The 24,183-nt window shown below is 35.3% G+C and carries 18 protein-coding genes and 1 tRNA gene; 9 read left to right on the forward strand and 10 right to left on the reverse strand.

Annotation, left to right across the window (positions count from 1 at the left end; all coding sequences use genetic code 11):
• Positions 1–80: 80 nt before the first annotated feature.
• Complete coding sequence (locus HMPREF0389_RS03635; protein WP_014262345.1) at positions 81–1,274, reverse strand: poly(R)-hydroxyalkanoic acid synthase subunit PhaE; 1,194 nt, start codon at positions 1,272–1,274, stop codon at positions 81–83.
• A gap of 40 nt (positions 1,275–1,314) precedes the next feature.
• The gene (locus HMPREF0389_RS03640) at positions 1,315–1,722 is read right to left on the reverse strand and encodes a MaoC family dehydratase (RefSeq protein WP_014262346.1); all 408 of its coding nucleotides are present in this window, start codon (positions 1,720–1,722) and stop codon (positions 1,315–1,317) included.
• Positions 1,723–2,116: 394 nt separating this feature from the next.
• On the opposite strand from HMPREF0389_RS03640, the gene HMPREF0389_RS03645 reads away from it, so the two are divergent.
• The 4 genes from HMPREF0389_RS03645 to HMPREF0389_RS08715 all read left to right on the forward strand — a co-directional run bounded on the left by HMPREF0389_RS03645 (position 2,117) and on the right by HMPREF0389_RS08715 (position 7,158).
• Complete coding sequence (locus HMPREF0389_RS03645) at positions 2,117–3,439, forward strand: Na+/H+ antiporter NhaC family protein (protein WP_014262347.1); 1,323 nt, start codon at positions 2,117–2,119, stop codon at positions 3,437–3,439.
• Between the two features lie 168 nt (positions 3,440–3,607).
• Entirely contained in the window at positions 3,608–4,396 is a 789-nt protein-coding gene (locus HMPREF0389_RS03650; protein WP_014262348.1) for an electron transfer flavoprotein subunit beta/FixA family protein, read from the forward strand.
• 19 nt (positions 4,397–4,415) lie between these two features.
• Entirely contained in the window at positions 4,416–5,414 is a 999-nt protein-coding gene (locus HMPREF0389_RS03655) for an electron transfer flavoprotein subunit alpha/FixB family protein (RefSeq protein ID WP_014262349.1), read from the forward strand.
• A gap of 904 nt (positions 5,415–6,318) precedes the next feature.
• Positions 6,319–7,158, forward strand: a complete 840-nt coding sequence (locus HMPREF0389_RS08715) for a VanW family protein (protein WP_014262350.1) — start codon at positions 6,319–6,321, stop codon at positions 7,156–7,158.
• Positions 7,159–7,418: 260 nt separating this feature from the next.
• On the opposite strand, the gene HMPREF0389_RS03665 is transcribed toward HMPREF0389_RS08715, so the two are convergent.
• From HMPREF0389_RS03665 to HMPREF0389_RS03680, 4 genes are all read right to left on the reverse strand, one after another.
• Entirely contained in the window at positions 7,419–8,111 is a 693-nt protein-coding gene (locus HMPREF0389_RS03665) for a GTP pyrophosphokinase (RefSeq protein ID WP_014262351.1), read from the reverse strand.
• A gap of 131 nt (positions 8,112–8,242) precedes the next feature.
• The gene (locus tag HMPREF0389_RS03670; protein ID WP_014262352.1) at positions 8,243–9,409 is read right to left on the reverse strand and encodes an iron-containing alcohol dehydrogenase; all 1,167 of its coding nucleotides are present in this window, start codon (positions 9,407–9,409) and stop codon (positions 8,243–8,245) included.
• Between the two features lie 564 nt (positions 9,410–9,973).
• Entirely contained in the window at positions 9,974–11,668 is a 1,695-nt protein-coding gene (locus HMPREF0389_RS03675) for an ABC transporter ATP-binding protein (RefSeq protein WP_242821725.1), read from the reverse strand.
• A 33-nt stretch (positions 11,669–11,701) separates the two neighbouring features.
• Positions 11,702–13,459 (reverse strand): ABC transporter ATP-binding protein, encoded by a 1,758-nt coding sequence (locus HMPREF0389_RS03680; RefSeq protein WP_014262354.1) that lies wholly within the window; start codon positions 13,457–13,459, stop codon positions 11,702–11,704.
• A 223-nt stretch (positions 13,460–13,682) separates the two neighbouring features.
• Between HMPREF0389_RS03680 and HMPREF0389_RS03685 the strand changes: the two genes are divergently transcribed.
• The 4 genes from HMPREF0389_RS03685 (at position 13,683) to cuyB (ending at position 17,288) form a co-directional block, all read left to right on the forward strand.
• Positions 13,683–14,669, forward strand: a complete 987-nt coding sequence (locus HMPREF0389_RS03685; protein WP_014262355.1) for a helix-turn-helix domain-containing protein — start codon at positions 13,683–13,685, stop codon at positions 14,667–14,669.
• A 253-nt stretch (positions 14,670–14,922) separates the two neighbouring features.
• Entirely contained in the window at positions 14,923–15,984 is a 1,062-nt protein-coding gene (locus tag HMPREF0389_RS03690; RefSeq protein ID WP_014262357.1) for an HAD family hydrolase, read from the forward strand.
• 415 nt (positions 15,985–16,399) lie between these two features.
• Positions 16,400–16,476: transfer RNA gene (locus HMPREF0389_RS03700), tRNA-Arg, on the forward strand.
• A 110-nt stretch (positions 16,477–16,586) separates the two neighbouring features.
• Positions 16,587–17,288: a cysteate racemase gene (cuyB, locus tag HMPREF0389_RS03705; RefSeq protein WP_014262358.1), complete on the forward strand. Its 702-nt coding sequence runs from the start codon at positions 16,587–16,589 to the stop codon at positions 17,286–17,288.
• Between the two features lie 425 nt (positions 17,289–17,713).
• Here cuyB and HMPREF0389_RS03710 read toward each other — a convergent pair whose 3' ends face one another.
• From HMPREF0389_RS03710 to glpX, 4 genes are all read right to left on the reverse strand, one after another.
• Entirely contained in the window at positions 17,714–18,706 is a 993-nt protein-coding gene (locus tag HMPREF0389_RS03710; RefSeq protein ID WP_014262359.1) for an ATP-binding protein, read from the reverse strand.
• A gap of 32 nt (positions 18,707–18,738) precedes the next feature.
• A complete protein-coding gene (locus HMPREF0389_RS03715) occupies positions 18,739–19,986 on the reverse strand; it encodes a DnaD domain protein (protein WP_014262360.1) in 1,248 nt (415 codons plus the stop codon).
• Between the two features lie 364 nt (positions 19,987–20,350).
• Positions 20,351–21,649 (reverse strand): arginine deiminase, encoded by a 1,299-nt coding sequence (arcA, locus tag HMPREF0389_RS03720; protein ID WP_330360507.1) that lies wholly within the window; start codon positions 21,647–21,649, stop codon positions 20,351–20,353.
• Positions 21,650–21,956: 307 nt separating this feature from the next.
• Positions 21,957–22,940, reverse strand: coding sequence for a class II fructose-bisphosphatase (glpX, locus tag HMPREF0389_RS03725; protein ID WP_014262362.1), 984 nt, complete (start codon positions 22,938–22,940; stop codon positions 21,957–21,959).
• Positions 22,941–23,132: 192 nt separating this feature from the next.
• Between glpX and gpmA the strand changes: the two genes are divergently transcribed.
• Positions 23,133–23,885: a 2,3-diphosphoglycerate-dependent phosphoglycerate mutase gene (gpmA, locus tag HMPREF0389_RS03730; protein WP_014262363.1), complete on the forward strand. Its 753-nt coding sequence runs from the start codon at positions 23,133–23,135 to the stop codon at positions 23,883–23,885.
• Positions 23,886–24,183 lie beyond the last annotated feature (298 nt).

Here is a 24,183-nt window from a genome sequence, read left to right on the forward strand (position 1 = left end):
TTTTTTCCGCTTCAAGTTTTTCTGAATAAAATATATTCTTGCTTTTCTTGTTCTGTTTACTTTAGAAATTAATGCGTTTTCTACACATTATCCTCCTTGTCATTTTTGGACTGTGAAGAACTTTGTTTTTGTGTTTTCTTAGCATTTCTCAATTCTTTTTTTAAGTCATAAATAGTTTTGTAGAGGCTGTCCATTTCACTTCTGGTTACCAAAGGAGTCTCTTCAAGATATTTTTCAGTCAATTTTTGCATCTCAATCTTGTAATCCATCGCTACAGAAGAAAGTTGTCCTAAAAGATTGGAATATTCAGGAGTTGCAAAATAAGATTCCAAAATATGTTCCAATTCTTCAGCCCAGTATTTGTAGAATTCGCTGAATGATTTTGGTTGACTTCCCTTTTCTACCATTTCAAAGTACTTTTTGATGATATCATCAATGTTTTCATTTTGCACTGCTAAGATACGTGTTATAAAATCAATGCCCAGTAACACCATGTCAACATAGGTATCAAAGGTTTTATTCTGTTGTTCAATCAATTCTTTGTTAATTCCGAAGGAAGGGGACAGAAGAATAACTCCAAAAGTTTTGTCAAACTGCTCTCTCCAAAGTTCAAAGAATTTTCCAAGTTTAGCTTTATCATCAAGCATCCCCTCTACAAAGAGGTCTCTTAAATTCGTGTAGTTATTTGTCCAAGGTGTATAAAAATCGACACTTGTATCGATATAGGTCTTGAACAAATCAAAGGTGTTTCTTATAAGAGGCTGAAACTCCTGCGGTAAAAGCGGAACTACCATATCTTTGAAGATTGGATTGTACTTCTCAACCAGCATGGCGGAAAATTTTTTCATCTCATCAGTTGCAGGTTTGATATTCGTATTTTCCAACTCTCTCCACAGTTGATACATATTCAAGTAATAGGTGTTAGCGTTCATCATCTTTTCAAAAACATCCTTCACCGCCGGAGAAAAAGTCTTACCGATTTCAAGCGGATTATAATATTGTTTGAACTTGTCAAAATACTCATTCATTGATTTTTGCGTTTCGTTCCATTGATTCATGCCCATAAAAGGAAATGGCATCTCTCCAAAGTTGGAGGTTGGTTGCATGAAGCTGGAGAAAAAATTCATATAATTCTTTTGCATCTCTAAAAAATCTCCGAATGCTTTGGTATACGGATCATCATTTGTATGCGCCATGTTTTTGTACATATCTTGCCACATTGCCATCATATTTTTTTGAGATTCTACCATATTTTTTAAAAAATCGTTATTCATAACACTATACCTCCCAATCATTTAAATTTTAAAAATAACACTACAGTTTTTTAATAACTGCCTGCCCCGAGATAACCTTTGTCTTTCCGTCTTCCTTAGTTACAGAGGTTTCGAGAACTATAATTCGTTTCTTATCATTTTTTGATATCACTTTCACTTCTGCTGTGCATTCTTCACCAAAATAAACCGGTTTCAAAAAATCCAAGGTCTGTTTCATATAGATAGAGCCCTCTCCCGGAAGTTTTGTCCCTATCACAGAAGAAATGAGTGATGAAACCAACATCCCATGGACAATGTTCCTCTTGAAGACGGTATGTTCGGCATATTGTTTGTCTAAGTGAATTGGATTGTTATCTGTGGAAATATTAGCAAAGTCCAGAACTTCTTCTTCCAAAAAACATTTCGACACCTTTGCAGAGTCTCCTACCTTAATTTCATCATACTCCATCAAATCACCTCATTTTTTCAAAAATACTCTTCACACTCAATAATGCAAAACAATATGCACTGAAAAAATGTTAACCAAAACACTGTAAAAAACGTTATCCATAGGTTTTTAGGGTATAAAAAAAGCACACCACTACAACACAACTGATGAAACGGTATACCTAAAACAGCTTAAGAGGAAAAGAGTACCTGCCCACGATGATCTCAATTCTCTTTTGCTAATTATATTATACAATATATTCCGTCTTTTTTCAATATATTTTTTAGAATAATAGAATAATACAGAAAATATTGAAGTATCGAATGATATTTGCAGGCTCACTCCAAATTCAGATAAGCATATGGTATAATATCTTCAAGTATTACTGTTATTTCCGAAAGAGAGGAGAATTTATATGGCTGAAGGAATTACTCTGTTATTGTTTTTACTTCAAATCTGTCTTTGTATCATGACGGGACGAGATATCCTATATGCTCTTGCAGGCTCTCTTCTTTGTTTTTCCACATACTGTTTTTATCGCGGACACTCTGTCAAACAATTATTCCGAATGTGGATGATTGGTATCAAAAGAATCAAAGGCATCCTGATTATTCTGATGTTAATCGGAATGCTTACTGCTACTTGGCGTTCAAGCGGTGCCATCTCTTTTATGGTATATCACGGAATTCATATTATTTCCCCAAAGTATTTTATCCTGTCCGTTTTTTTGTGCTGTAGCTTTGTATCATTTCTGTTGGGAAGTTGTTTCGGTTCATCAGGAACGGTTGGAGTGTTATGTATGACTATGGGTTATACAATGGGCATCAATCCTGTTGTTACAGCGGGTGCAATTATATCAGGCGCTTTTTTCGGTGACCGTTCTTCTCCTATGTCGTCCAGTGCACTATTGGTTGCGGAGTTAACACGAACTGATATCTATGAAACTGTTATTAAAATGTTAAAAACAGCCTTCATTCCATTTACTATCTCCTGTTTCCTCTACTACCTACACACTACAGAACAGGTATCTAATGCGGAAATTCTTCAAAAAATAGAATCCTTTCAACAGTTCTTCACACTTTCTCCGATAGTATGTATTCCTGTCGTGTTGATGATTCTGCTTTCCGCTTTCCGCACACCCATTCAAATCATTATGAGTTGCAGCGTGCTATGTGCATCTGTGATATCTGTCATGATACAAAAGATGACACTGTCTTCCCTCTTACGATGTATTATCTTCGGATTTCGTCCCGATTCACAGGATGCTACCATTCTTTTGTTATCAGGCGGAGGAATTGCATCGATGATTCGTGTTATTTTTATTATTATTATCTCTGCCTGTTATCTTGGGATTTTTCAGCAAACACCGCTTCTTTCCCGAATCAATCATATTGTGACTGTCTTTGCCAACAAAACAACCTCATTTTTTGCATTGATGATAACTTCGATTTTTATGAATATGATTGGTTGTAATCAAAGTTTGGGAACTATGCTGACCTTACATTTTTTTGAACCGATTGTTCCTGACAAAAAAGTCCTTGCACTTTACTTAGAGAACAGCTGCATTATCATTGCAGGTTGGATTCCTTGGAACATCATGCTCTCCGTTCCGCTTGCAACCATCGGTGCAGAGGTAAACTCTCTCAGATATGCATATTTTGTTTTTTTACTTCCGTTTTATTTTCTTCTTGTCGATACGATTTCTGTAAAAAAGAAACAATCATCAAATATAATGTAACATCGTGTGTCATTTGAAAATAAAAAACAGATACAAAACAAAAAGTTATTCTCTTATTTTTGAATAAAATTACCCAAAAAGGATATATAGAAGAAAGTAGAAATATAAATTTGACATCATTATGTTTTTTAACAATTATAATAAAATATTATTTTATGGGAGGCAATTATGAAAATCTTAGTCTGTGTCAAACAAGTTCCATCCGTTTCACATGTCGAAATCGATCGAAAAACAAATAACCTTATTCGTGAAGGTGTTCCTTCTATTGTAAACCCTGCCGACAAACACGCAGTAGAACAAGCACTTCAACTGAAAGAAAAATTCGGAGGTACTGTAAGTATCTTGTGTATGAGCACACCTGACGGTATAAAATCTATCAAGGAATGTATCGCTATGGGAGCTGACAACGGTTATCTTGCAAGCGATCGTGCATACGGAGGATCAGATACCTTAGCAACGGGATATATCCTGTCTTCCTGCATCAAACATATCGGGGAGTTTGATGTGATTTTCACAGGAACACAAGCTATCGACGGAGATACCGGACAAGTCGGTCCGGAAGTTGCAGAGTTGCTCGGTTATTCTCAAATCACTTATGTCAGAGAAGTAGAAGCATACGAAGACAAAGTGATTGCTTACCGTGATTCCAATAACGGTATCGAAAAGGTAGAATCTTCTTATCCTGTTGTGCTTACTATCAGCAGAGAAGCACAGGAACCACGCAAAATGACAGACGAAGGATTGCAAAGAGCCGAAGAGGCAGACATTCCTGTTTTAGATGCAGCAACTGTAGGTATTGATACAGATCGTTCCGGTCGTAACGGTTCTGCAACAATTGTTCACAATGTTTTTCCACCTGCATTGTTGGAAAAAGGCACAAAAATTCAAGAAGCAACGGAAGAGGAATCTGTAAAGAAATTAGTTTCCATTCTTTTGAAAGAAAATTTGATTGGATAGAACAGGGGGAGAAAAGAAAATGGAATACAAAAATATATGGGTCATCATCGAAAAATCAGATAATAAACCGGTTCAAGTTTGCCTTGAAATATTAGGAAAAGGACGCGAGTTAGCAGACCAAAAAGGCGAAAAACTTGTTGCGGTACTCATTGGAGAAAATAACGAAGAATCTGCAAAAATGTTAATTGAATACGGTGCTGATGAAGTTATCAATGTAGAGTCTCCACTCTACAAACACTATACAACAGACGGATTTACAACGGTATTGGATCAATTGATTGATAAATATAAACCGTTTGCGATTCTAATCGGTGCAACAAACAATGGGAAAGACCTCGGAGGAAGAATTTCAGCAAGAAGAAAACTCGGACTTGTTGCTCACTGTACAGACATTTATTGGAATGAAGAAAAAACAGATTTGATGTGGGTTAGACCGACATTTGACGGAAAATTATATTCCACGATTTTAACAGCTACGCTTCCTCAAATCGGATCTCTTGGAAGCAATGTATTCCGTGGAAACAAACCGGATGCCTCTCGACAAGGAGTCATCACAAACGAAACGATTGAATTATCTCCGGAAGATATTCGTACCAAGGTGTTGGAATTTATCAAAAATGAAACAGAATCCGGAAAAGAAGTATCCCTAAAAGATGCAAAAATTGTTGTTTCATGCGGACTTGGAATTCAAGAAGAAAAAAATATTCAAATCGTAAAAGATTTTGCAAAATTGGTCGGTGGTGCCTTGGGTTGTACAAAACCTTTGGTAGACAAGGGATGGTTGCCAAAAGAAAATCAAGTGGGTACTACAGGAACTAAAGTCGCTCCAAAAATCTACTTTGCATTCGGTATTTCCGGTGCACTTCCTCATATCGGCGGAATGAAAAAATCAGACCTTATCATTGCAGTAAACAACGATCCCAATGCACCTATTTTCAAAACGGCACATTACGGTATCGTCGGAGATTTATTTAAGGCAATTCCGGCTCTGACAGAAGAGTTAAAAGATATTTTTTAAGAAAAAGATAGTATGATAAAGATAGTATGATAAAGATAGTATGATAAAGATAGTATGATAAAGATAGTATGATAAAGATAGTATGATAAAGATAGTATGATAAAGATAGTATGATAAAGATAGTATGATAAAGATAGTATGATAAAGATAGTATGATAAAGATAGTATGATAAAGATAGTATGATAAAGATAGTATGATAAAGATAGTATGATAAAAAAGTTTTTCTTGTAGTCCTACAAGGAAAACTTTTTTTCTCTTTCTCATTACAAAACAACATTTTTATACTAAAACCCTGTTAAACTGTTGACCTCATAGAATCTCTATAAGTTATACTTTTGATTGTTTCATTCATCAGTTGATTTACACTTTCACAGAGTCTGTGCATAACTTTTTCAAGTGTCTCAAATACTTCATTTTCCAAGAAATAATAAAATAACTCCTATTGAGTTTTCGCATGAAATATAGACATAGTGTATGATAATAAAGAAAGACAATAAAAGGTAATAACACTGAAAAAGCAAATTTTTATTACAACTTTAATGAGTAGTCAATATTGATATTCCTGTCTGTCAAAGTGGATTTCTTCGGTCACATCATTCTTATTTGTCGGTGTCGGTTTTTCCAAAATCCTACATCCTCTTACTCCTATATTGATTTTAATCTATTTCAGTTACTGTATTTTACTTTTTCGAATCGAAATCACGATGAATCACAATATATTGAATCAGTCCTTTTCATATCCTATTTTTCAAAAATATTACAATTTTGTAATATCTAAAAAAAATCCCTTATTTCCACAATATTGTGATATGATAGACGTATATATGTTTACAAAATGAATCGTGCATTTCTTTTTTATAAAAATAAATTTATTGAAACTACGCAATTAAGGAGGTTTTTTGATTGCAACTAAAAAAAATCATTTCAGCAACACTGCTATTGGGACTTCTCGGAAGTTCTGCTGTCTTTGCAGATGTAGAACCAAATCCGGCTGAGACACCGAATCCCACAGCTACCGATGAACAATCTTATAATTCGGAAACAGAACCTACAGAAAATACTTCTGATGATACCGTTCCGACCGACTTAGAAGTCTTAGATTCCTTGGATGAAAATTACTATAATCAAGAGCAAGTGACCCCACCGGTTCTAAAGGTGATTTCTCTTGGAAAATCAACTTCCAATTTTGCTTCTTCCCCATCCAACAGAAAATTCAATATAAAAAAAGCTGTGAACGCTTTAAACGGAAAAGTGATACAACCGGGCGAAATATTTGATTTCAACCGCATAGTAGGTCCTACTTCTCAAGCAACAGGTTATCGAAATGCAAAAGTTATCACCGACGGAGAATTTGTAGACGGATATGGCGGAGGAGTTTGTCAAGTGTCTTCTACCTTGTTTAATGCCGCCTTAAACAGCGGAATGGACATTGTTCAAAGAAGAAATCACTCTTTGCGCATCTCCTACTATCCTGCAGGATATGATGCAGCTGTAAACTACGGTTCTTTGAACTTTAAGTTCAAAAACACCTACAAAGTTCCCGTAAAAATTAAGGCAACCGCTGATAATAAGAATATTACAATCGAGTTGGTTGCGCTTCAAGATACTACAAAAAAAGTGGTTTCTCTTTCTCGTGAGAAGAAGGGAGATAACACCTTTGTTATTTCCAGAAAAATCAAAGAAAATAATGTCATTATCAAAAAAGACACCTTCCGTTCCACTTATGGTATCAAGAAAAAATAATTTTGCTAAACACGCTTTCTCTATCCTAATATAGAGAACTGACACAAAAAATAGTCGGAGTTTTCTCCGACTATTTTTATTTGATACGAATACCGACCAAGTCTATAAGACTCACTAAAATACTCATGCCAATCACTGATTAAAGTTATCACAAAAAGCTGTTTTTTCGGTACTATTGTATTTTATTCTCTTGGTAAAATACTAAAACCCGTTCTATATTTAAAATAATGTTTACTATCATTTATAAACCGGACATTTCTCTACTTATCACTCTCTTCAATCCGATCCATAATTTGATACAATATTTCTTGCATCTTTTGATCTGTATCTGCAATCACATTCGCACATTCCAATAATTTTGCACCGATGTCTTCCGAATCAATCGTCTTTTTTTTGTAACGCAAATGATGTTCCAAGCTCGCCCAAAAGTCCATCGCAATCGTTCGAATTTGTAATTCCGCTCGAATAAATTCCTTGTGATCCGAAAAGAACACAGGAACTTCCACTATCATATGATAACTTCGATATCCGTTTGGTTTCGGATTCTTGAAATAATCTTTGATTTCTATAATTTTAACATCATCTTGCTTTTCAAGCATTCCCGAAAGCTCATAAATATCATCAATAAAAGAACAGATGACACGAAGTCCTGCAATATCATTCAAATTCTTTTCCATAGACTCTACAGAAATCGGCAAATTTCGTCTTTTTAATTTTTCGATAATACTGGCAGGCTGCTTAATTCTTGTCTGTACCATCTTAATCGGATTTCGTTTGTTTCGAATAGACATCTCACTATTGAGCACTTCCAGTTTTGTTTTGATTTCCCGAATGACACATTCGTATTTCATCATCGAAAATCGAAACGGCTTCATTTCTTCATAAAAATCTCCCAAATCTTTGGGTATGCTCGCCGATTTCAAAACTGTACTGTTCAACGGTTGATCGTACATTTGATTCCTCCTCGTATAATAACATTGTAACAAAACTACTTGTTCTCTTTTATCCCATCTTCTCTATGGAACAATAGATATATCGCACCCCTTCGGTTAATATAATCTGTGTCACAGTCAAATCATATCTTCTACAAACACATTTCAAAAATAGATTTGATATCCTGTTTTCCAAGCGGTTTGAACGCCGGTAATACCTTCCCTTTACAAGCTTTTTCTGCCATAATATCAAAATGCTCTGTTCCGATTCCAACTTCTGTAAGAGTGCTTTTCAAGTCCAAATCTTTATATAAGAATGTTTTTACCTGCTCGATACTCTTTTTTGCAACTTCCATCGGAGGAAGAGAAGGATTGATTCCAAACACATTTGTTCCAAATTGATAAAATTTGTCTACCGTACTTTCATCCAGACAATACTCCATCCATTTCGGCGTCAAAATCGCCAATCCAAGTCCATGTGTAATATCATAATACGCTGACAACACATGCTCCATCGGATGACAACTCCATGCCGTATTTTTACTTCCTGCAATGAATCCGTTGATTGCCCAACTTCCTGCCCACATCAAATTCGCACGCGCCTCATAATTTTGAGGTTCTTTCACTGCAACAGGACCGTATTTCACAATCGTCTTCATCAAACCTTCCATCACAGCATCCAACATATATAAATCTTTTTCCATGGTAAAATACACTTCCATAACATGAGATAACATGTCTGCCGCTCCGCAAGCGGTTTGATACTCATTCACGCTATAGGTAATCGTCGGATCTAAAAACGATACTTTCGGAAAAAGATAATCCGAATATCGTGCCAGTTTATCATTCGTTTCCTCGTTACTGATAACACCGCAGGAATCCATTTCTGAACCTGTTGCCGCAAGAGTTAAGATTGTTACAATCGGCAACGCGCTGTCAATCGCAGCACCTTTTGTAAAAAAGTCCCAAGGATCCGCCTCGGTACAAGCACCTGCTGCAATAAATTTTACCGCATCGATGGTAGAGCCTCCTCCTACAGCCAATACAACATCAATGTTGTTGTCTTTACAAAGGCGAACTCCTTTTCTTACTGTATCCACTCTCGGATTAGGTTCTACTCCGGAAAGTTCAAATACTTCCATTCCAACCTCTTTTGCTTGCGAAATAACAGTATCGTATACTCCGTTTCTTTTGATAGAGCCTCCTCCATATACAAGTAACACACGGTTACCGAATTGTTTTAACTCAGTTCCCAAATGTTGTAATTGATTTTCTCCAAAATAAACCTTTGTCGGTATTTCATAAATAAATGGATTCATACTGTAATCCCCCTTTTCCTACTTATTATACCATATATTCTTTCATTGTTGAATATATTGAAATTGCCATTTCTCAATGGCTATATGAACAGTCAAACTTATGATAGATTTTGTCAAGTGTAATTAAGAAATTTATTTGTCATTTTTATAAGTTACATCTTCACATTCTTTTTGAATAAGCTTGTTCCTACTAATTCACTGATGAAACATCATAATAAAAATTTTCTTTTTCCATGTCATTATATTTTATTCTCTTTTTCATAATCATATACTATGTCCACATTTTAAAATAGTGTTTGGTATATGTATACGGAAATATTCTTTTTTATCAACTCGGCAATCCTCATTTTCTGTTCTCTCTTTTGCTTTTTGAAAATAAAAAAAGAAGACTTCTGTACCGACCTTCAATCGTTAGATTTTTCAGGTCTAACTTTGAGGGTCGGTGCAACTTCCTCTTTTTTAAATATCTATTTTTTCTGCTACATTTTTATTTAATATGGAACAAAAGAAACTCATCTATTCTTACATCTTATATTATCACATCATATTCTTCTAAATCAATTTTTACTGAATGTTTGATTTTTCAAGCATCGCTTTATAAAATTCTGAGCTTTTATAAAGTTCGCTGTCTGTACCTACTGCTTCTATTTTCCCGGCATTTAACAAAACAATTTTATCTGCATTTCTTATTGTTCTAAGTCTATGAGCAATTACTATAACTGTTTTTTCTTTTATAAGTTCAGACAGCGCTTCCTGAATAAGACTTTCATTTTCGACATCAAGAGATGCTGTAGCTTCATCAAGCAGTATAATCGGTGCATCTTTCAGAATAGCCCTTGCTATTGATATTCTTTGTCTTTCTCCTCCGGAAAGTCTTTGCCCGTTTTCTCCTATTATCGTATCTATTCCTTCCGGCATTTTATTTATAAAATCATAACATCTTGCTATTTTGGCTGCCCTTACTATTTCCTCGTCTGTAGCATCTTTTTTTCCGATTTTAACGTTATCTTTTATGCTTGAATTGAAGAGGATAACATCTTGAAATACTATGGAAAATTTTTTAAGTAAAGTTTCCGGATCAATCTCACTTATATCTTCTCCGCCTATCAAAATTTTTCCTCTGTCTATATCCCAAAATCTTGCAGTGAGCTTTGCAAGGGTTGTTTTTCCGCTTCCGCTCGAACCGATTAAGGCTGTAATTTCGCCTTGTTTTGCAGTAAAACTAACACCATTTATCACAGAATGATTATCATATCCAAAATAAACATCTTTAAATTCAATATCGTAATTTGTAATTTCCATATGCTTTTTGCCTTCTTGAATAGGCATGGTTTTTATTTCCTTTATTCTTCCGACCACAACATCAAGCATAACTATCATCGATATAAAAGTAACTATTCCCTCTATAGGAAGATAAACACTTGTTGTCAACATTAAAAACGCAATATAAACCAGTATATTTATCTCCCCTGCAATAAGCATGTTTACACCAACAACAGCAACGCTTATAATACCAAGCTTTAATATCGCGGTAGCTACTCCTGTAAGTGTTCCCGCAACAATTTCACCCTTGGTTTTCTGTTTTGTAGAGATATTTAATTTTTCAAAAAAATCATTTAGCATTCGCTCTTCTAAATTATAAGATTTTATTTGATCTATCTGCTCAATTTTTTCCTGCAAATCATCAAACACCTTGCGATTGTCATCTATCCAGTTTTGCACTACTTTCTTCTGAATTTTCCTTGACAAAAATATTATTAGAATTGAAATCGGAATTACCCACAAGGCTGCAAGAGCCAACTTCCAATTGTAGATAAGTAGCATTAAAGCAATGACAGCCGTAGAAACAGCAGTTGAATACATTTGAGGAACAGCATGTGAAAATATGGTTTCATATAAGTTCATGTCATTCATCATCGTTTCCGCAAGATCTGCCAAATCTCTTTTTCCAAAATAAGAAAGGGGCAGTTTCTTTAATCTTTCCGCTATATCAATCCTTGAATTTGCACTCTCGTTATACACATTTGTGTAGAGTCTTACATAATCCCACCTTGCAACTAAAAACATTACAATCATCATTACTATTATTAAGATAAAATAATAAACTATAGTAAAATTATAACTTTCAATTCCTTTCAAAATGCCTATATACTGGAACAAAAACATAAAGGCAACCATTGGTGCAAATAATTTTGTTAAATTCACAAAGGTATGTGAAATGATTGCTTTTTTTAAGTTAATCGCTCCTTTTTCCGACATAGCATATCGTTTCATAAAATAAGAAACCATATCTTAACCTCCTATCTTCCAATTTACAGACTTTTGGTATTCATCCCAAAGTTTTTTATAATACCCGTTCATGCCTATCAAGTCCGCGTGCTTACCTTCTTCTACAATTCTACCTCTATCTATAACAAGTATCTTGTCTGCATCTACTACAGTAGACAATCTGTGGGCAATCATCAGCGTTGTCTTGTTCTTTGATAACTTCTTAAAAGATTCCTGAATTAAATGTTCGTTTTCAGGATCTGCAAAAGCTGTAGCCTCATCCAAAATGATAATATCTGCATCTTTGAGAAATGCTCTTGCTATAGAAAGCCTTTGAGCCTCCCCGCCTGAAAAATACGTGCCTCTCGTTCCATAAACAGTGTCAAGTCCATTTTCCAAGCCGCTAATTATCTCTTTACACCCTGAATTAACCAAGGCATTGTTTATTTCTTCATCCGTCGCATCTGATTTTCCGATTAGAAGATTATCTCTTAAACTCATCTTAAACAGTTTAGAGTTTTGGAAAACAAAAGCAATTTTTTTCATCAAATCCTCTTTTTCAAAATCTTTTATATTAATTCCGCCAATTAAAATTTCACCTGATTTAATGTCATAAAATCTTGCAGCAAGCCTTGCTATAGTAGTTTTGCCGCTGCCGGACATGCCGACCAAAGCAACTCTTTCTCCCTTATTTACTTGAAATGAAATATTATCTAAGACATCTTCTCCGCCATAAGAGAAACTTACATTTTTAAACTCAATTCCGACATCAGAGCTTGTCTTATCGCCATAAATAAAATCATCATATTCAAGTATATTTTCAATTTTATCTAAAGCAAGTTCTGCAAAATAACTAAATTGTGTAATTGTCGCCGTTCTCATAATAAAAATAGCAAATGTCGGTCCTATCAGAAAATAAATCACAGAATCTGCAACTACATCAGATAAGTTGCCATTAAATTTGATTAACAGTAATGCCACAGGTACTAAGAAAAACGCTGTTGATGTGGAAACGGTTTCAAACCATGACATTTTATTCATATAACTCATAGTAAGCTTAAGCACAAGATCTTTTATTTTAAGGATTAATGAATATAACTTATCAAAACTTTCGACACTTTGTGCAAATGTTTTTACCACCGGAATTCCTCTGACATATTCCACAGTCTGAGAAGACAAATCGGAAAGTCTTGCATAATACTCATCTTTCATTTTCTTAGCTTCAGTTGTCATCATAGCTGACATCAATATCATGCCGATAATCATAGGCACCATACTTGCAAGCCCCAATTTCCAATTAAACATAAAGAAAAATACAAGCAGTACTACTGGCGATATAACTGTCATCGCCATATCAGGAAGTTGATGTGCTAAAAAAGAATGAGTTTCAGAAGCACCGGATACAATTACATTTCTTATCCGTCCGCTTTCTTTGTTATCGAAGTAGCCGAGCGGTTTATTCATCAGTTTTTTTACCGAAGTCTTAATAATGTTATCCTCCACCTCAAATGCGAAAATATGGGATAAAATAAGACCTATCAGATATACAAATAAACCGAGTCCGGCAAAAACTGCCGCATAAATTGAGTTTTCTTTTACATAGTCAAAATCTACCATCCCATTTAAAATTAGGTTGTTCACAATTCTATGAATGTAAACCATCGGCATCAAAACCATGACTCCCGATACAGCAGACATAAACATAGCAATATAAAGCAAAATTCCTTTTTTACCGCTATAAGGCATTAATCTTTTTAGTATTGATTTTTTCTTATTCTCCAATGAATAGCTCCTCCTTTTTTAATTCAACAAGCTCAATAAATAGCCTATTTAGACTAATTACAGGAACTTTTATTTGATATCCTTTAGGCATAAATAATTTTTTTCTTGTTTTTACCACTTATTTATTATAAAATGTATATAAAACAAAATCAATCAGATACGACTAACTATGTCCTTTCGGGATAATGTCTATTTGGGATAAAAATATAAAACGGAGGTACATATGAGCGATTTTTATAACTTTGTTAAAAGCTTTTTCTCTACAAATGAAAGCACCGATAACACAAGATACTCCTCTGCAGGACATACATTCCATTTTAATACAGATGATGCGGAAGGCATCTATTGGTTTTATGAGGGCGATAATTTTACAATTGATATTCATGATGTTTTCATAAAAAAAGAGATTATCCACACAAGTTTTGCCGGTTTGGATAATTTCTATTCCTTTTACTCATCTTATTTAGTTACAGCAAACGGCGAAAGTTTTAATCCTTACCAAAATCTTTCTTCAAACTCGCTCTATGTTATAAACACAAAAAATGCTGAAAACCATAAATTTATACTGCACAAAAACTCTCCCTATTTAGGAATAGGTATAAATTTCAAACAGTCCATGATAGACGACTATCTATCATCTTATAAAAATAAAGTTTGTAATTATGAAGATTTATTTTTTAATACCAGTACCATCACAAACAAACCCTTAGGGAAAATTGCAAAAGATATACTAAATTGCAAAATGGTATCTCCTGCCGCTGAAATTTTTTTTGAGTCAAAAGCAAAAGAATGGCTAAGTATAACGATAGACTCATTTTTAAACAAATACAATAATCCAATATCCATCTCCGATAATGTTGCTTTAAAAAATGTTGTGGATTATATAGATGATCATTATGCAACCTCAATCTCACAAAAAACTTTAGAAAAGATATCCGCTATGAGCGGTACAAAACTCAAAAAACTGTTTAAACAAAAATATCAATGCACCATTACAGAGTATACGCAAAGACGACGAATGAATATGGCAGAGATTCTTCTGCTTAACTCCTCACTTAAAATTCAAGATATCGCTGAAGCTGTAGGGTATTCTTCTCATAGCAAATTCAGCACTTGTTTCAAAAAGTACAAAGGACTGTATCCCAAGGATATAAAAAAATACAGTTCTAAAAATACTCCTGTTTCTGATTGTGTCCGTGATAAAAAATAAAACGACAGTCAAAGACTTGGAAAAATTGAAAAAGTTGATTGATGAAAGAATACAAATGTTATCAGACAAAGAGTACATGACACACCATCTCTCTTTTGGGACTTGGATATTATCATTAGATATCGTGAAAGGAATGTTTCAATACTATCCTATCTGTCAGAGCAGGAATGTTCATCCATTCATTTACATTTTATAAGCTCTTCCGACAGATTTATCTTAAAAGAGGCATGGTACAAAAGAAAGGAATTTTGTTATGCTACTACAAAAAAATTGGTCAAAGACAACATACGAAACCTTATCCGACTTAATTGAAAGAAGAAAAAGCGATGCTGCTACACCGAAATATGAACGAAACTATGTTGTAACAGATTGGGATGACACTTCGGCACTCTTTGATATGGAAGATGCCACTTTTTTATACCAATTGTTTCATCTTGATTTCCACATGACAACTGAAGAATTTTCATATGTTATTACAAAAGACATTACTGTTGCAGCTGATTCGTTCGGTGAGTATTTGGTGAAAGATATTATTTTTCGATATCCTATCGTAATGCAACAAAAACAAACCGCTTACGATCAGGAATGGAAGACTTCCTCCGATTATCAAACATTCGTCGCACAAATGGCATACTTCTATCGATTGACAGAACCGAGTATTCAAAAAAATATGCGTGGCGGAAACGATATGTATCTGTTTTACAACATGACAGAATCCGAACTTAGAAACCTTGCGCAAAATACTCTTTCTTATTGGACCAAAGAGCCTCTTACAACAAAAACTTTTTCATTTGTATTAAACGGTATACAAAAATCTTGTTCCTATCGAACAGGACTTCGGGCCATTCCGGAACAAGTCAACTTATTTCAAACCCTGCGTGAAAATTACATTGATGTCTATGTCTGTACTGCTACCAACCAAATTCTTATTGAAGAATTCGGGTGTTCTCCTGAGTTTGGATATGAATTTAAGCAAGGCGAAATTACCGGTTTTCGCCTCAAACAAAATGACAGCGCACAGTTTTTAGCAGAGGTGGATTCCTCTCAAATAGAGACAATCAGTCAAGGAAAAGCTGATTATATTCAAACTTTAGAGCAACTGTATCACAAAGCTCCTATTCTCTATATGGGTGACAACAATGGAGACTATGAGGCTCTCACTTATCCGAATTTAGAAGTCGGAATCATCTTTGACCTTCCTCGAAAAGGAAAAATCAACGAGCTGAAACAAATTGCAATCAATCAAACTCCGTCCGATACACTCTATCTTATTCAAGAAAGAGAAAGCATCTTAAAAGAGCTGGAACAAAAATAATAAAAACCGAACAGTATTTGCCATAACAAAACTTTTGAAAAATTCTCACTGATGAACGGTGAATATGAACCGCCTGATGAAACTGCTTTATAACACAAAAATGTTTCAAATCAAAAAAGAAAGATACAAAAACACATCATCAAACAATCCTTCCGTTAAAAAATAGGAACAAATGCATAGGACTCCATTTCACAAAAAATCAATAGAAATATCTCTGTCGATACTGTTTGAAACAATAAAAATCCTTGTACGTTTCGGAATGATACAGGTTCAAATGATTGCATAAAATAATTTCTAAAAACACAACGTATGTATTGATAAACAAGGCAACTTTCTGTTCTTTTTTCATTGGAATTGTTGACAAAGCACGGCAAGGCTTGTATACTTGTATGGGTAAACATCATTACAATGTTTTGTACCCATAGCTCAGCTGGATAGAGTGTTTGGCTACGAACCAAAAGGTCGGGGGTTCGAATCCCTCTGGGTACACCAGTATGGACTGCGAAACATCGCAGTCTTTTTCTTTGGAACTACTTTTTTTATCGTTTAAAAAATGATATAGTTTTACTATAGATTGAATGTAGAAGGGATCTCATTGTTTTATGAAACACAAGAAAAAAATGGGTGTCATCGGTGGTATGGGTCCTCTTGCGACAATGGACTTTGCAACAAAAGTTGTTCGTTTTACAGAGGCTTCATGCGACCAGGAACATATTCCTATGATTATAGACAACAGAATACAAATTCCGGACAGAACAAATTACATCTTAAACGGGACAAACAGCCCCCTATCTGAATTAATTGCATCCGCAACTTTTTTGGAAGAATCCGGCGCAGAATTTCTTGTGATGCCGTGCAACACCGCACACTATTTTTATGATGAAATCAAAAAACACATCCATATTCCTTTCCTACACATCGTAGAAGAAACCACAAAAGAAATTTTGAAACACAAGGACACCGTACACAAGGTTGCACTTATTTCTACAACCGGAACGTATTCATGCGGTTTATATCAGGATGCATTCGCCAAACAAAAAGATGTTGACTTGTTGTTGCCGGATGAAGACGGAAAATCTTTGATTATGGATATGCTCTATGCCATCAAGTCGGGACAACCGAAAAATCCGGATGCTTTGATGAAATTATTGGATGATTTTATGCAACAGGGAGCACAAGACTTTTTGCTTGGATGTACCGAAGCTCCTCTCCTATTCGAAAACTATCACATCTCATATCCGGTATTCGACTCATCTTCTATTTTGGCAAAAAGTGCCATTACATTTGCTTGTACAGAATCATAATCCTAAAATACAACCTTCAGTGCCATAACAGGCAAACACCTTGATGAATCCTTGTCGAAAACCATTTATTAAGTAGCAACAGACGACGCAAATGCAATATCAGGTGACAAATCAATTAAACTGTCATAAATTTCAAATTGAAAGAAGTACTCTGTTTTATTGTACACATTAGAAGCCCTCTATAGAAATAGAATCATAAAACTGTGAACAGTAGCCTTAATTACGAATCTCTGTTAAAACTCATATTAGTAATCCAATTTCTATGAACAACACTTCTTTCCTGTATTAATCATCATTACATTCTATTGCGTTTATCCACAATCTATTGAGTTTTCATATAAACTAATAACAGAAACAGAACATAGTATCAGAACTAAAAAGTAGGTATATTGTTACAAAAACAAAGATACCTACTTTTTTCAGATTTAAGAAAAACTTACTCTTCTTCTTAAATTTTCTCCGATAAATTCATACAAATCAAAATGCATCAGCATACGGGAATAAATTCTCTCCCCATAAATATCTCTCAATTCCAACGGATTTTTATTCGTTGAAATAATCATCTGTTTTCCTCTCTCCATGCGACTGTTGATAATATGGAACAGTTCCGATTGCACAAATTGGTTTGGAATTTCACTGCCCAAATCATCGATAATCAACAAATCGGAATCAAAGATCATCTCTCTTGTAATCGGACGATATCGTCTGATATATTCCTCTCTGCGAAATACATAGCACTCCAAACAGTCTATCAATTCTCGAACACTGAAATAAATGACCGTTTTTTCCGACTGCATCGCCTCTTTTGCCACGCAGGAAGAAAGATAACTTTTCCCAAGTCCCACCTGTCCGAAAAACAAAGCACTTTTTTCGCCTTCTTTGATATTCTTGGCAAAGGATTGCATGGATTTTTTGATTGCCAAAATATTTTGTCGTTGCGTCACTACCTCACCGTTCAGCAAAGGATACAATATCTCATCATCAAATATCTTTTCATCGAATCGTTCAAAGCTTTCCTGTTCCAATCTCTTCTTCATATTAGAGTTTTCATAAATTTCTTTGATGGTGAATTCTTTGAGACAACTGCAGGGAATATATCTTCCTTCCGAATCTTCGCGATATCCTGTATCCTGACACTTCGGGCAAAAATACTTCACTTCAAAATCTTCTTTTGAAAGACCTTTTTCTCGTAAATACTGTTCTCTTTTTTTACGATAGTTGTCCAATTCCTGCTCCATTGCCGCCACATCGGTATGCAACAACTTCGCCCGTCCGATATCAATATGATATTTGGAAATCAAACGATCGATTTCTTCCAAAACAGGATAGTTCTGATAAATTTCTTTGATTTTTTCCTCGGAATATCGTTTGGCTTCTTCCCGTCTTCTCTCATAAATATATTGCGTCTTACGATCCATCTAATCCCTCCTTTGTCTCACGGTTATCTTTTCTATTTTAATTTTTTTCCTTTTTTCTGATAGAACAGTTTCATCTCTTGCTCCAGCTCTTCTTTTCTAAGCTCTTCTTTTGTCTTTCGTTTTTGCGTCAACAATTCTTGAATCTCTTCTTTTCGAATGGATTGTGTCTGTTGATTCACAATCGGTTTTGCAATATCCGCCGATTCCGGATGCTGCATCAAACGATACAAATTGACAATACTTTTTTCCAGATTCAGCTTTTTGATATAGTCAATTGTCATCAAAATTTCTTTCATACTGAAATGTTCATACAAAAATCGAAGTTGTTCCTGTTCTTCCGATGTCAGATTTTTTTTCTCCAATCCCAAACCTTCCAGTATGTTCAAACGGAACAATGTAGGGTCTTTTTGTTCTCTGTTCTTTTCTTTTTGCAAATTCAAATCCAATGTTTTTTCATGCCAGTTTCTCAAAATTCCGTCAATGTATTTCATATTCGGAGATTTGATACTGATAGATTTTGCAAACGCCTCCTCAATCACTTCCATACTGAATTTATAATCATCCAACCACTTATCCATCATCTCTTCTTCTGCTTTGGTCGGCATACGATACTCTCCGAGGAAGGAAAGAATTTTCTTATATAACCCGTACCGATCCCCTTTTTCCAACAAAAACTGCTCCAAATCTTCAACGGTACGCACTCCTTCCGCATACCAAATACGAAGAATGGACAATGCTTTTTGTACGGAATAAGAACCTTTTTTGTGGACGCTGAAACGGAATGCTTCCACAACCAAATCTTTCGGGAGATTGTATGCTGTTATCATCTCATTGATAGCTCTTCTGTGATGGCTCATCACAAGACTTCCCAAAATAGATTCAATTTTGTCATACATCTTTTGATATTCCTCATTTTGACTGATCATCAGAGTTTTTTCCAATGATGCATTTGTCTTCTCTCTGCAAGTATAGAACCGTTTCAAATTCTTGAATTCTACTGAAAAATCCCAAACTTCCGCACCTTGGGGACGATGTTTTTCAATCAAGTGACACAATTCAAAAAAATCCCATGCATCCAACACTTCATCAATGGATATTCCCAATTTTTCTGCAAGCACTTGATTGTTCCATTCATAAGCATTGTCTTTCTGACAAAGGTAATAGGCATACAAATAAATACGCAAATATTTTGCATCCATAATCGGCAACAGTTGTTCAAAAAATATATTCGGTATCAAAGTATCCAATAATTCTTCATTGATTTCTTCTTTAAAAAACATAGTCTTTCCTCTATTCTATCGATACAATTTGTCATTTTTTACAAGATGATTTTTGTCATACGATGATCTGTTTGAATTACCTAATCATTACTGTTTCAAATTGCCATTCATTGTTCACTTCCTGTTCCAATCAAACAATACTATACTCCGTTTCACGAACTTTGAGAAGACGAAGATTGTGAGAGTATTTTTTCATCTGAATTGACAGTAAATTGATTAAGTTTTCGTATCATCAAAAATGCTCTTGTTTTATTTTATCACATCTGACATCTTTCATCAAAACATACGAAAAAAATACAAAAACAGAGCCGACTCTTTTTTCTCAAGTCAGCTCTGTTCCTAAGCATAACATCTTGTTTGACTGTTAAATTTCTTCTCTCCACAACGGCATGGACATACATCTTGGACCGCCTCGACCTCTGGATAATTCGCTGGACGGCATAATGTGAAGTTTGATTCCGGCTTCTTGTAACAATTTGTTTGTCACATGGTTTCTGGCATATACCACCACTTCTCCCGGTGCAATCGCCAAAGTATTTGCGCCGTCATTCCACTGCTCTCTTGCTCCTGCAATCGGATTGCCTCCACCGCAACGCAGTAAAGTAACTTTTTCAAGTCCCAATGCTTCAGCAAGTACTTGTTCCAACTCTTTGCTTTCTTTTTCTATTTTAATCGTTCCGTTTTCTCCCTTCGTTAAGGAATATACGGTAAGAGGTCCTTCAATTTCCGGATGGATTGTGAATTTATCATAATCTACCATAGTAAACACGGTATCCAAATGCATAAATGCTCTTTTGTTCGGAATATGCAATGCAAGGATTTTTTTGAAACTTTCGTTTGTATCAAAAACTTTTTTTGCTAATTTTTCAATAGATGCGGCATCTGTTCTCTCGGAAATTCCGATTGCCAGCACATCTTTGGATAAAATAAGCTCATCTCCTCCTTCAATTGCAGTTTTTTCTGTTCTGTCATACCATCTCGGTATCTCTTGGTCTTTGAATCTTGGGTGATATAAGAAAATATATTTTGCAAAAATGGTTTCTCGGTTTCTTGTAACAGTTCTCATGTGGTTCAAAGAAATCCCGCTTCCGATAGTAGCAAACGGGTCTCTTGTAAAGTATAAGTTTGGCATAGGGTCTATCACAAACGGATACTCGGAATCTACCATATCGCTCAATGTCGTTTTTTCAAATGCAGGCAATTCCGCTTTTTCGATTCCTTCCATCATTTTGATAACCATATTCAAATTGGTGTCGATTCCCAAAAGCATTTCTCTTACCAACGCTTTGGTTTTGTCTCCCTCAACATTTGCCTCTTCAATGAATTCATCGACGAATTGATGTTTGAGTTCATCCGTTGTCAATGATTCTGCAGCTAATTCTTCTAAATACAACACTTCCACGCCATTGTCTCTTAGTATCTGTGCAAATGCATCGTGTTCCTGTTGTGCGATTTCCAAGAACGGAATATCATCAAACAACAGTCTCTCCAATAAATCCGGAGTGACATTCTCAATCTCCCTTCCCGGTCTATGTAGCAGAACCGTCCTCAACCTACCGATTTCAGAATAAACTTGCAAGTTACGCCTGTTTGTCATCACAACCACAATCCTTTCTCTTATATGAATGTTTTCAAGAGAGTACGGAAAACAATTTCCGGACACAAAGACCTCTCCTCTTTCATTATAATATAAAAGCAGTTTTTGAAAAGACTTTTTAATGAATTTATACAAAAAAAGAAAACCAACCTTCGCTGATTTTCTTCCTATCTTGATAGCACTATATCACTCTACTTTAACAATACTGCTTTGCAAGGGTAACCATATTCCTATTGCCCCAAAACAACAGACTTCATCTACAATATGGACTTGTTCGTCATCCTGATTCCAAAACTCTCATAAATTTTGTTACTTCTATCTATAAAACAACGGTTCAAAAAATATCAGTTCCTCTTTTCACTCCGAAACAATCCTATAAATTGAATCGTTTCAAAATTTCTTTTTGATCCAAATTATGCATTGCTTCCACAAAACGAATGGTACCTGTGCTGGATCTCATCACAACAGAATGTGTTTTTACCCTTCTGTTAGACAAAAATGTTATCCCGTTTAACAAGTCTCCGTCTGTAATTGCCGTTGCGGCAAACAGGATATCTTTTCCTGAAACAAGGTCATCCAAATTTAATAATCTTCCAATCTCTTCATCTGTTTTGAATCCCATTTGATGACAGCGCTCGATTTCTTCCGGACTCATCGGACGAAGTCTTCCTTGCATATCTCCTCCAAGCGTTCTAACTGCCGCCGCTGTGATAACACCTTCGGGTGCCCCGCCTGCTCCAAGCAAAATATCCACTCCCGTATCCGGAAAACAAGTTGCAATTCCGGCAGCAACATCACCTTCATTGAACATCTTGATACGCACACCTGTTTCTCTTGCTTCTTTGATGATTGCTTCATGGCGCGGACGATCCAAGATAGTCAATGTCAAATCCGAGAGCGGTTTGTCAATTGCTGCAGCAACTTTTTTCAAATTTTCAGACACCGGTGCATCCAAATTGATAACACCCTTTGCTTTTGGACCTACAATAATTTTATCCATGTATGTATCCGGAGCTTTTAACATTTTTCCATGCTCTGTCATTGCAATAACAGAAATTGCATTCGGAAGACCTTTTGCAATCAAATTCGTTCCATCAATCGGATCTACCGCAATATCAACCATCGGTCCATATCCGCTTCCTACGCGTTCTCCGATATAAAGCATAGGCGCTTCGTCCAATTCTCCTTCTCCAATCACAATTTCACCACGCACATCCACACTCTCAAAACAAACACGCATTCCTTCTACCGCCGCACCGTCCGCTGCATTTTTATCTCCGCGACCCATATAATTTGCGGACGCTAATGCCGCTGTTTCTGTAATTCTTACCAATTCTAAAGCAATATTTCTATCCATGTCGCCCTCCATTTATTCTATACTATTCTTCTAATTTTCATTATATAGTATGTCAAAATAAATGTCAAAGATTTTCATAAAATACAAAAACTTCTCTGTTTTGATTTCATTCTATCTTATTTTGTAGTATGATAGATAAAGTATATACGATACAAACAACTTACATAACACGAGAAGGAGGACTTTGAAACAATGAGTTATAAATTAGTTTTGGTAAGACACGGCGAAAGCGAATGGAATAAATTAAATCTTTTTACCGGTTGGATGGATGTGGATTTGTCCGAAAACGGTCACCAAGAAGCAATCGAGGCAGGTCAACTTCTAAAAGAAGAAGGATTCCGTTTTGATGTATGCTACACTTCCTATCTGAAGCGTGCCATTCATACGGCAAACCACATATTACAAGAATTAGATGAAGAATGGATTCCTGTTCACAAATCTTGGAAATTGAACGAGCGTCACTACGGAAAATTGCAAGGCTTAAATAAGGCAGAAACAACCGAAAAATATGGAAAAGAAAAGGTGCTTGAATGGAGAAGATCCTATGACATCAGACCGCCTTACCTCACAGAAGAAGACGAAAAAAATCCTGCAAATCAAGTTCCTTACAAAAATGTAAACAAAGACGAGCTTCCGTTGGCAGAATGCCTGAAAGACTGCGTTGCTCGTGTGATTCCATACTATAAAGAAACAGTCAAAAAAGATATGACAGACGGAAAACAGGTAATTGTTGTTGCACACGGCAACTCCCTTCGTTCTCTTGTAAAATATTTGGACAATGTATCCGATGAAGAAATCGTAGGAATCAATATTCCGACAGGAATCCCTCTTGTGTATGAATTGGACAAAGATTTCAAACCGATCAAACATTACTACCTTGGCGATCCTGCAGAAGTAGAAGCAAAAATGAACGCTGTCAAAAATCAGGCAAATGTCAAAAAATAAAAGATGATATCGAAATAAACAACCATCGGCACAGTCGATGGTTTTCTTATACAAAAAACTAACGCTGAGTTTTTTGTCCAAGTTTAGGGAAGATGAGTATTTTATACCAATACTGAAACTCAATAGAATCATTTCATTATTTCCTGAAAAATGAAGTATTTCAGATACTTGAAAAAGTTATGGACAGACTCTTTGAAAGTGTAAATAAACTGATTGATGAAACAATCATAGAGTATACCTTGTATAGATTGTATTGGCTCAATCGTTTAATGGGATTTTAGTATTAAAATGTAAACAT

It is taken from the genome of Filifactor alocis ATCC 35896 (assembly GCF_000163895.2).
Taxonomy (GTDB): domain Bacteria; phylum Bacillota; class Clostridia; order Peptostreptococcales; family Filifactoraceae; genus Filifactor; species Filifactor alocis.